General features: G+C 70.6%; 10 protein-coding genes and 1 pseudogene. 6 read left to right on the top strand and 5 right to left on the bottom strand.

All coding sequences use genetic code 11. The features are described from left to right. The first annotated feature begins 48 nt into the window (after positions 1-48). Positions 49-417, top strand: a complete 369-nt coding sequence (locus IY392_RS03190) for a hypothetical protein (RefSeq protein ID WP_107756840.1) — start codon at positions 49-51, stop codon at positions 415-417. A 131-nt stretch (positions 418-548) separates the two neighbouring features. Here the strand turns inward: IY392_RS03190 and glyA are convergent, their stop codons facing one another. Beyond that, entirely contained in the window at positions 549-1,853 is a 1,305-nt protein-coding gene (gene glyA, locus IY392_RS03185; protein ID WP_194860475.1) for a serine hydroxymethyltransferase, read from the bottom strand. A gap of 135 nt (positions 1,854-1,988) precedes the next feature. On the opposite strand from glyA, the gene coaA reads away from it, so the two are divergent. After that, entirely contained in the window at positions 1,989-2,921 is a 933-nt protein-coding gene (gene coaA, locus IY392_RS03180; RefSeq protein ID WP_107756842.1) for a type I pantothenate kinase, read from the top strand. Between the two features lie 3 nt (positions 2,922-2,924). Here coaA and IY392_RS03175 read toward each other — a convergent pair whose 3' ends face one another. Further along, complete coding sequence (locus IY392_RS03175) at positions 2,925-4,004, bottom strand: tocopherol cyclase family protein (RefSeq protein ID WP_107756843.1); 1,080 nt, start codon at positions 4,002-4,004, stop codon at positions 2,925-2,927. A gap of 128 nt (positions 4,005-4,132) precedes the next feature. Between IY392_RS03175 and IY392_RS03170 the strand changes: the two genes are divergently transcribed. Together IY392_RS03170 and IY392_RS03165 are read left to right on the top strand one after the other, a co-directional pair. Continuing rightward, a complete protein-coding gene (locus IY392_RS03170; protein WP_228548955.1) occupies positions 4,133-4,531 on the top strand; it encodes a PH domain-containing protein in 399 nt (132 codons plus the stop codon). Beyond that, the gene (locus tag IY392_RS03165; RefSeq protein ID WP_194860474.1) at positions 4,528-5,988 is read left to right on the top strand and encodes a PH domain-containing protein; all 1,461 of its coding nucleotides are present in this window, start codon (positions 4,528-4,530) and stop codon (positions 5,986-5,988) included. Before IY392_RS03170 ends, IY392_RS03165 begins: the two co-directional genes overlap by 4 nt. Before the next feature lie 114 nt (positions 5,989-6,102). Here IY392_RS03165 and IY392_RS03160 read toward each other — a convergent pair whose 3' ends face one another. From IY392_RS03160 to IY392_RS03150, 3 genes are read right to left on the bottom strand one after another with little or no spacing between them, the layout of a single operon-like run. Then, a complete protein-coding gene (locus IY392_RS03160) occupies positions 6,103-6,822 on the bottom strand; it encodes an MOSC domain-containing protein (protein ID WP_194860473.1) in 720 nt (239 codons plus the stop codon). Beyond that, positions 6,822-7,589 carry an isoprenyl transferase gene (locus tag IY392_RS03155; protein ID WP_182612609.1) on the bottom strand — a complete coding sequence of 256 codons (768 nt, stop codon included), beginning with the start codon at positions 7,587-7,589 and terminating at the stop codon, positions 6,822-6,824. The genes IY392_RS03160 and IY392_RS03155 overlap by 1 nt, the downstream gene beginning before the upstream one ends. Positions 7,590-7,648: 59 nt before the next feature. Beyond that, positions 7,649-8,722, bottom strand: coding sequence for a 3-deoxy-7-phosphoheptulonate synthase (locus tag IY392_RS03150; RefSeq protein ID WP_194860472.1), 1,074 nt, complete (start codon positions 8,720-8,722; stop codon positions 7,649-7,651). A 302-nt stretch (positions 8,723-9,024) separates the two neighbouring features. On the opposite strand from IY392_RS03150, the gene IY392_RS03145 reads away from it, so the two are divergent. Together IY392_RS03145 and IY392_RS03140 are read left to right on the top strand one after the other, a co-directional pair. After that, positions 9,025-9,423, top strand: coding sequence for a DUF2784 domain-containing protein (locus tag IY392_RS03145; protein ID WP_194860471.1), 399 nt, complete (start codon positions 9,025-9,027; stop codon positions 9,421-9,423). Between the two features lie 111 nt (positions 9,424-9,534). Next, positions 9,535-9,751: pseudogene (locus tag IY392_RS03140) on the top strand (hypothetical protein); the annotation flags it as partial.

Here is a 9,751-nt window from a genome sequence, read left to right as displayed (position 1 = left end):
CTCCTGATCCGACCCCGCCCACACCGACCCCCCGAACGGAGAACCACCATGTCCACCGACACCCCCCTGCTGCACGCCTGGTTCGAGATCATGGACTCCGACGATCCGGACCGGGTCCTCAACCACATCACCGAGGACTTCCGGCTGTCCATCCTGTTCTCCACGGGCGAGTCCGCCGCAGAGTTCGAGGGGGACAGAGCCGGTCTGGTGGTCTACCTCGAACAGCGCGAGAAGAGCGTCCTGACCCACCACATCCTCAGCGGCACGCGGGTCGGGGACACCGAGCTGTGTCTCGGGGAGACCCGGCGTGACGGGGAGTTCGAGGCCAGCTTCAACGCCACCGCGCAACTCACCGGGCAGGACAAGGTTCGGCGCCTGCTCATCTGCCGGACCCCGAGGGTCCGCTTCACCGACTGACCTCGCGCGGACCCCCGCCACCATGGACCCCGCCGGCGGGCCACGCCGCGGGCCAGGCCACCGTTCCCTGAGACGACAGACCCCCGCAGCCGGGCACTGCGGGGGTCTGCTGCGCTACGCGGCCCGGAGCCTCAGCCCAGGATCGTCCAGTCCTCCAGGCCCTCGTACAGCGGCTTCGCCGCGGCCAGCGCGGACACCCGCTCACGCAGGGCGGCGATGTCGGCCGACGCGCCCGCCGCGAGGGCGGTGCCGATGATGTCCGCGACCTCGCGGAAGTCCTCGGCCCCGAAACCTCGGGTGGCCAGCGCGGGCGTACCGATCCGCAGGCCGGAGGTCACCATCGGCGGACGGGGGTCGAACGGCACGGCGTTGCGGTTGACGGTGATCCCGGCCTCGTGGAGGAGGTCCTCGGCCTGCTGGCCGTCGAGCTCGGACTCGCGGAGATCCACCAGCACGAGGTGGACGTCGGTCCCCCCGGTGAGCACCGACACCCCGGCGTCCCGGCAGTCCTGCTCTGTCAGGCGCTCGGCGAGGATCCTGGCGCCCTCGATCGTGCGTTGCTGCCGCTCGCGGAACTGCTCGGTGCCGGCGATCTTCATGGCGGTGGCCTTGGCGGCGATCGCGTGCATGAGCGGGCCGCCCTGCTGACCCGGGAACACCGACGAGTTGAGCTTCTTGAACAGGTCGAGGTCGTTGGTGAGGATCATGCCGGAACGCGGCCCGCCCAGGGTCTTGTGGACCGTGGTGGACACGACGTCGGCATGGGGCACGGGGCTCGGGTGCAGACCCGCGGCCACCAGTCCCGCGAAGTGGGCCATGTCCACCCAGAGCTTGGCGCCGACCTCGTCGGCGATCTCGCGGAACCTCGCGAAATCAAGTGTGCGCGGGTACGCCGACCACCCTGCGATGATCACATCGGGCCGCTCCGCCAACGCCATCTCGCGGACGGTGTCCATGTTGATCTGCATGGTCTCCGGGTCCACCTCGTAGGCGGCGACCTCGTACAGCTGACCGGAGAAGTTGAGCTTCATGCCGTGGGTGAGGTGGCCACCGTGTGCCAGGGACAGGCCCATGATCTTGGAGCCCGGCGTCGCGAGCGCCATGAGCACCGCGGCGTTGGCCTGGGCGCCGGCGTGCGGCTGGACGTTGGCGTACGTGGCGCCGAACACCTCCTTGGCGCGATCGCGGGCCAGGTTCTCCACCACGTCGACGTGCTCACACCCGCCGTAGTATCGACGACCCGGGTAGCCCTCGGCGTACTTGTTGGTGAGCACGGACCCCTGTGCCTGCAGCACCGAGCGCGGGACGAAGTTCTCCGACGCGATCATCTCGAGCGTGTCCCGCTGACGGGCCAGCTCGCCGGCCATCGCCTCGGCGACCTCCGGATCGAGATCGGACAGGGAGGCGGTGAACACGTCGGTGTTCGGGTCGGTCATCGTTGCTCCTCGCGCGTGGGCTTCTCACTTCGTACGAATCGTGTGCGGCCACGGCTCGTCTCGTCGTCGTCGTCAGTCTAGTGGCAGGGCACCTGGAGGCCTCTTCCCCGTGGGCACCTGACACAATCAGCAATCGTGAGCAGACATGCCGGCGACTACACGCCGTACGTGGAGTTCGACCGCCGGAGCTGGCGCCGACTGCGGCGAGCCATGCCGATGGTGCTCACCGAGCAGGACCTCGAGGGATTGCGTGGTCTGGGTGAACACCTGGACCTGGACGAGATCGCGGAGATCTACCTGCCGCTCAGCCGGCTCATCCACCTCCAGGTGTCGGCCCGGCAGCGCCTCTTCCAGTCCACCAACCTGTTCCTCGGCGAGACCGTGGACGCTCCCATGCCGTTCGTGATCGGGGTGGCCGGGTCGGTGGCCGTGGGCAAGTCCACCTCGGCGCGTGTGCTGCGCGCTCTGCTGACCCGCTGGGACTCCCACCCCCGGGTCGACCTCATCACGACCGACGGCTTCCTGTACCCCAACCGTGAGCTCCAGCGGCGCGGATTGATGCACCGCAAGGGCTACCCCGAGTCCTATGACCGTCGCGCGCTGCTGCGGTTCGTCACGGAGGTCAAGTCCGGCGCCCCGGTCGTGCGCGCGCCGGTGTACTCGCACACCAAGTACGACATCGTCCCCCACGAGTTCATCGAGGTCGAGCGCCCGGACATCCTCATCGTCGAGGGACTGAACGTCCTGCAGACGGGCCCCCGGCTGATGGTCTCGGACCTGTTCGACTTCTCGCTCTACGTGGACGCGCGGATCGAGGACATCGAGACGTGGTACGTCGAGCGGTTCCTGGAACTGCGCCGCACGTCGTTCTCCAACCCCAACTCACACTTCGCGCACTACGCCGACCTGTCCGACCAGGCGGCCCGGTTGGCAGCGCGTGAGATCTGGAACTCGATCAACCGACCCAACCTGGTGGAGAACATCCTGCCCACCCGACCCCGGGCCACACTGGTACTGCGGAAGAACTCCGACCACTCCATTCAGCGTCTGCGTCTGCGCAAGATCTGACGGTCACTCCGGCGCGGCGCCCGTCTCCCCCACCGGAACCCCTCGGCGCCGCAGCTCGGCCTCCGCGCGGTCCAGCCCCCCGTGCTCCAGCGCGGCCTGCGGACTGTAGTCGGTCCACACATGGCGACCGAAGCGGCTCACCTCCACCTCGAGCTCACCCGACAGGTGCTCGATCGCACCGGCCGAGTTCCGCTTCTCCGAGGGCAACGGCACGGGCAGCACGTGGGCCCGACCGAGCGGCGCCCGACCGGTCACCCGGATCCGCCAGCCGTACCCGCGCCCCTCGAGCGCCCAGACGTCGTCGCCGACCACCGCGCGGACCGGCGAGACCACGGGGTTGCCCAACCGGATCACCCGACCATCGGGCAGGCGCACCACCAGGGCGGTGACCTCGGTGCGCAATGGGCCCGAATGAATCTGCCCGCCGGCGAAGGCCACGCAGGCGTCCGGTTCGGAGAATCCCTGCGCCTGCCCCCACCACCACGAGTCCGGAAAGCCCTCGGCGCCCCAGTTCTTCTCCCCGTAGACATCGGCGCCGTCGAACTCCCAGCGCCTACCGTCCAGCTCGGCCCAGCCCCGCGCCCGACCGCCGAGCAGCCACGGGTGCCAGTACTGGTTGAGGGCGGGAACAGCCTGGAAGACGCTCGACCCACCGACGGCCCGGTGCGGCCACTCCACGGGATCGGTGATCTCCACGTGCAGGCGGGCCCCCTCGCCCATGTCCGCCGTCACGCCGTCCGGCCGGTACTCGAACAGGTCGCCGGAGCGCGCGCCCAGGCGGTCGGGGGCGGCCCACCCCTCGGGTGCGGCCGCCAGGCGGAGGGACGACGACGTCGCGCCGTCACCCGGCCGGGGATCCCGGGTCGCGCCGGACCGGGGTGGCACCTCGTCGGATGCCAGGCCGAGAGTCGCCCAGTGCCCGTCCGGCCCCCGGTTGATCCCGATGAGCGCGATCAGGGCGCGGCCTCGGTCGCGGTCGGTCACGCGGAGGAAGTATCCCTCCATCGCCACTCCGTGTGCGCGGAGCGGGTCGCCGAAGGGCAGGTCAGCGCCGGTTGCCCGGTAGCGTCGGAGAAGACTCATGTCGGCCAGCGTTTCACAGGGGCCCTATGTTGGACACCGTGAACTCGTCAGCGATCGGACTCAGACCGCCACGACACAGAGTCGACCCCCGGTGTCGTCGCTGGTGGACCGCCCAGGTCGGACTGTGGATGGCCGGGCCGCTCGTGGTGGCCGTCATCCTCGGACTGGTCCTGTCTCCGTGGGTCCTCCTCGCGGCTGCGGGCTGGGCGGTCGCGATGGCCGTGGCGCTGGTCGCGGTGCCGAGGGTGCGTTGGGCGATCCATCGATGGGAGGCCACGGACACGGCCGTCTACAGCCGTAGTGGCCTCTTCTGGGAGGAATGGCGGGCCGCGCCGCTGTCGCGTGTGCAGACCGTCGACAAGACCCGCGGACCCCTGCAACGACAGTTCGGGTTGGCCACCGTCGTGGTCACCACCGCCTCCTCGTCGGGAGCGGTCCGCATCAGTGCGCTGGACGCCGCGCAGGCCGAGGAGATGGCTGACAGGTTGACGCTGCTGGCGCAGGACGACCAGCGGGACGCCACATGACCGCACCGGAGTGGCGTCGCCTCGATCGTCGGACCGTCGCCGCCAGCACCATCGTGGCCGCGGGGGCCCTGGCCGTCACCGCGGTTCCCGCCGGTTCCGCGCTCCTGCTCGCCGGGGTGGGCCCGGCATGGGTGGTGCTGTGGACCATCGGCGGCATGATCCTCGGCGCTGCGGCCACCGCGGTCATCGAGACCGCCCGGCTCGCCGTGACCAGCTATCGCGTGGACGCGCACCGGATCGAACGCCGCGTCCGATTCCTCTCCACCTCCACCACCAGCCTGTCGACCGGTCGGGTGCGAAACGTGGAGATCTCGGCGGACCTGGTGCAACGCCGGATGGGTATCGCGACGGTGCGACTGGCCAGTGGCGAGACCGACGGGTCCAGACTCATCCTCGGCGCACTGGACCGCGAGGTCGCCGAGGAGTTGCGACGTCGGCTTCTCGCCGAGCGCGCCGCCACCGACACCACCGAGCTCGTGCGCCTGGACCCGGGGTGGGTCCGCTACGCGCCCGCGAGCGTCATGACTCCCCTGTTCGGCCTCCTGGGCATCGGTGTGGTGTTCCAGGTCGCTGACTGGTTCAGGGCCGTGCCCGAGATGCTCGACTGGATCTGGTCCCGGATCGGCGACCTGCCGATCCCGGTGATCGCCGCCGGGGTGGTGCTTCTCGCCTTGGTGGTGGGCACCGTCGCATCGGTGGCCCTTTTCGTGGAGAACTGGTGGAACCTGCGACTCGAGCGCCATGAGGACGGTTCGCTCGAGCTGCGGCGGGGACTGCTCGTGGGCCGGCACACCTCCTTCGACGGCCGCCGCATACGCGGGGTCACGCTCCACGAGCCCCCGGGGTTCAGAGTTCTCGGAGCTGCTCGGCTCGACGTGATCGCGTCGGGGGTAGGCACCGGGAAGGACGACGAGGGGAAGAAGAAGCAGAGTCCGGCGTTGGTTCCCCCCTCGCCACGGGCGGTGTCCGCCGGTGTGGCCGGGACGATTCTCGGTGAGCCGGTGCCCACCGCGCTCCTGGCCCACCCGTCCGCCGCACGTCGACGGAGGCTCGTCCGGGCGGGCGCGGTCGTCGTCGCGATCACGGGGGTGTCGCTCGTCCCTGCGGTGCTCTGGCCGTGGCTCTGGTGGGTCCCGCTGGTTTCGCTCGGACTGTCCGCCGCCGTCGCGATCTGGGCCGCGTTCGACAACGCCCGAGGCCTCGGGCACGCCGTCACCGACGGGGTGGTGGCGCTGCGCAAGGGTTCGCTGACCCGGCGGACCGACATTCTCGAGCGGAACGGCATCCTGGGCTGGAACATCCGGCGCTCGCCTCTGCAACGCCGCGCCGGTCTGGCCACGCTCGTCGCCACCACGGCCGGCGGTAGCGGGGCATTCCGGTTACCGGACGTGGGCCGCGAGCAGGCGCCCGCGCTGTGGCGCACCGCCGGGCCGGTGTGGGACCACCTCGCCGAGTGAGCACCGCCGAACCATCACCGCCGAGTGGTCGCAAATGACGCGAAACGCAGCAGGCGACCTGGGAGAACGTGAGTGAAATCGACCGCGCGATGAGGGCAGCGGACGGAGCCCGGCTCAGTCGGCGTCCGTGTCGGCGGGCCGGACGTCCGTCGCGGGGTCGAGCTTGCGCACCAGACTGGGCGCGAGGTCGGCCAGCGCGTACTCGTCGAGCAGGCGGCGGGCCTCGTCGTCGTCGACCCCCGCGAACACCCTCCCGATGGTCACACCGTGCGTGGGCACGGTGACCACGCGGATCTCGTCGCCCGCCTCGACAGGACCCGGGCGCAGGACGCGGGCGTAGGCGCCCGGTCGACCCGCCTCGGTGAACCGGCGGACCCACCTGGGCTTGCCGACGCGGTCGCCGAACGTCTGGCACGGGATGCGTGGCGTGGTGATCTCGAGGCGCAACGGACCGCGACGACCGCTGCCCGCGCCCACCTCGAGCACGGTACCGATCTGGAGCTGCGAGGTGTCGACGCCGGTCACGCGCAGGTTCTCGCCGAAGAACCCGGGCGGGATCGGCCCGCCGAACTCGGGCTCCCAGGGCGCGACATCGGAGTCGGAGAGCAGGTAGACGGCCTTCCATACACCGCCGTGGTGTTCGCGATCGGCCTGCACGTCGCCGTGGAGGCCGTACTCGCGGACCTGCACAGGGCCGTCGACCGGCCGCTTGTCGATCGCCGTCACCCCGACGCGGCCCGGCACGGTGAGGAGCTGGTCCACCACGCAGACTGAGCGAACGGTGAACGACTCCGGGACGGTCGCCCCGGGCTCGGGAGCATTCGCGGCCGGCATCAGTGGCCGAACCTGCGGTTGCGGGCGCCGTAGTCGCGCAGGGCACGGAGGAAGTCCACGCGGCGGAACGCGGGCCAGTACGCCTCGGTGAACCAGATCTCCGAGTACGCGCTCTGCCAGAGCAGGAACCCCGACAGTCGCTGCTCGCCGGAGGTCCGGATCACCAGGTCGGGATCGGGTTGACCGGATGTGTAGAGGTGCTCCCCGATGGCCTCGACGGTGATGCCGTCGACCAGGTCCTGCCCGGTCCGACCGTCCTCGATCAGCTGCGCGACGAGCTCGCGGGCCGCGTCGGCGATCTCCTGCCGGCCGCCGTAGCCCACGGCGACGTTCACCTTGACCCCCCGGCGCCCGGTGCTCGCGCGCTCGGCGTGCCGCAGCCGCTCGGCCAGCCAGTCGGGCAACACTTCGAGCCGGCCGACTATGCGGACATCCCAGTTCTTGTCCGGGCCCGTGATCTCGTCCACCACGTCGGCGATGATCTGCAGCAGCTCGTCGAGCTCATCGGCATCACGACCGAGGTTCTCGGTGCTGAGCAGGTAGATGGTGGCGACGTCCACGCCCAGCTCGTCACACCAGCCGAGCATCTCGGCGATCTTGACCGCCCCGGCCCGGTGCCCGTGTGCGACGTCCGCGAACCCCGCCTCTTTGGCCCAGCGGCGGTTGCCGTCGGCCATCACGGCGATATGTCGTGGGAGCCGGGCACCCTCGAGTGACGACCGGAGTCGCGACTCGTACAGCGAGTACAACGGGGAGGAGGCGTCCACCCGGAAGAGGTTACCGCGCGACGCCCCCTCCACAGGGGTCCCCCTGACCCGTGGGGGTTCTAGCCGCGTCGACCGGCGCGCACCCCCGCGGCGAGCGCGCGCACTCCGTCCTCGGTGGTGTCCCAGCCGATGCAGGCGTCGGTGACGGACTTGCCGTAGACGAGGTCGGCGGCGTCGACGGACTGGGACCCGGCTTCGAGGAAGCTCTCGATCATCAGGCCGGAGATGCCCTGCTCCCCCGCCCCGATGCGCTCGGCGAGCTCGGCCACCACCTCGGCCTGGCGCTCGTGGGACTTGCCCGAGTTGGCGTGGCTCGCGTCGACCATCACCAGGCCGGGAAGTCCCACCTTGGCGACCGAGGCCACCGCGGAGGCCACCGACTCGGCGTCGTGGTTCGGACCGCGGGTCCCACCGCGCAGGATCACGTGGCAGTCGGTGTTGCCGGCCGTCTCCACCACGGCTGCCCGGCCCTCGGCGTCGGTGCCGAAGAACACGTGGCGCGATGCCGAGGACCGGCATCCGTCCACCGCGACCTGCACCTCGCCGTCGGTGCCGTTCTTGAACCCCACCGGCATGGACAGACCGGAGACCAACTGGCGATGCACCTGGCTCTCGGTCGTCCGCGCCCCGATGGCGCCCCAGGAGACGGCGTCGGCGATGTACTGCGGGCTGGTCGGTTCCAGGAACTCGCAACCGACGGGAAGTCCAAGGTCCAGCACGTCCAACAGGAGCCTGCGGGCGGTGCGCAGACCGCGCGGGATGTCGTAGCTGCCGTCGAGTGCGGGGTCGTTGATCAGGCCCTTCCACCCGACGGTCGTGCGCGGCTTCTCGAAGTAGACGCGCATGACGATCAGCAGGTCCTCCGAGACCTCTCGGGCGAGGGTCGTCAGGCGCTCCGCGTAGTCGAGTGCGGCGTCCGGGTCGTGGACGGAACAGGGACCCACGACCACGAGCAGGCGGTCGTCACGCCCGGCGAGGATGTCGGCGATCTCACCGCGGCTGCGGTCGACCAGTGCCTCGCGGGCCTCCCCCAGCGGGAGTTCTCCGAGGATCTCGGTCGGCGTCGGCAACGGGGAGTACGACAGGACGCGTCGGTCGGCGGTTTGGGTGGGGTTCTCGGCGGTGATGGTCACGGCGGTGCGCTCCTGATGCGGTGGTGGTGGCGGGCCGGGTGCCGTGATCCTGGTCGGTGCCCTGTGTCGCACCCGGATCCGCCGTGGGAAATGGCGGGAGGCGGCGACCATGGTGGTCACCGCCTCTGGGCTCCGGGTGTCGGGACGTCCGGTTAACGGACGCGTGCGCTCGCGGCGCGGGCTCCACCCGGAGCCCACATAAAGCGCCAATATGCGCGAGCGATCGACATGCCGGTCACCGTAGCAGAGGCCGCGGGAGTCAGGCCACTCGCGCCCCGCGCTCCGGCTGGCACCCTGGACTCATGGGTTACCGACTCGTCGCCGACACCGCGATGATCCTCCACGCAGCCTTCCTCGTGTACATGGTGGTGGGCGGCTTCCTCGCGTGGCGATGGCGGTGGACGTTCTGGCCCCACCTGGCGACGGCCGCGTACGGACTGGGGATCGCGACGGTGGGGTGGGTCTGTCCGCTCACCCACGTCGAGAACTGGGGACGCGCCCGCGCGGGCGAGGAGACATTGCCCTCCTCCGGGTTCATCGACCACTACCTCACCGGCGTCATCTACCCCGCGGAGCATCTGTGGACGGCCCACGTCGCCGTCGCGACCGCCGTGCTCGTCTCGTGGGCGGGTCTGGCGTACCTGCAGTGGCGAGCGCGGGCACGGTCCCACGCACCCGCATCCGAGGTGCGCCAGACCTGAGGGAGACCGGACCGGCCGACCAGTATTCGAATGCTTGTGCGATCCCACCGGCCACGGTAGAATCGCACCTAGGTTCGATCAGCGACTGGGGGTGTGGTGGTAGTGGTTCCGATGGTGACGACGACGAGCTCGGCGGCGTTCGGGGCGCTGCGCGCCGTGCCGGAGGCCCTGGACACGCTGGGCGCCGAGGCGCTCAGTGAGGTGGCGCGGTCGGCGACGCTGGCGCAGAATCTCGCGGCGGCGACCCGGTTGCGGGCCGCGCATCATCTCGTCGAGGCGATGGCGCGTCTCGATGAGGCGGCGCACGATGACGGGGCGAGCCCGCGGC

Origin of the sequence: Dietzia sp. SYD-A1 (genome assembly GCF_015356725.1) — a bacterium.
Taxonomy (GTDB): Bacteria; Actinomycetota; Actinomycetes; order Mycobacteriales; family Mycobacteriaceae; genus Dietzia.
The sequence above is the reverse complement of the archived record's forward strand: the minus strand, read 5'-3'. Positions and strand labels throughout refer to the sequence as shown.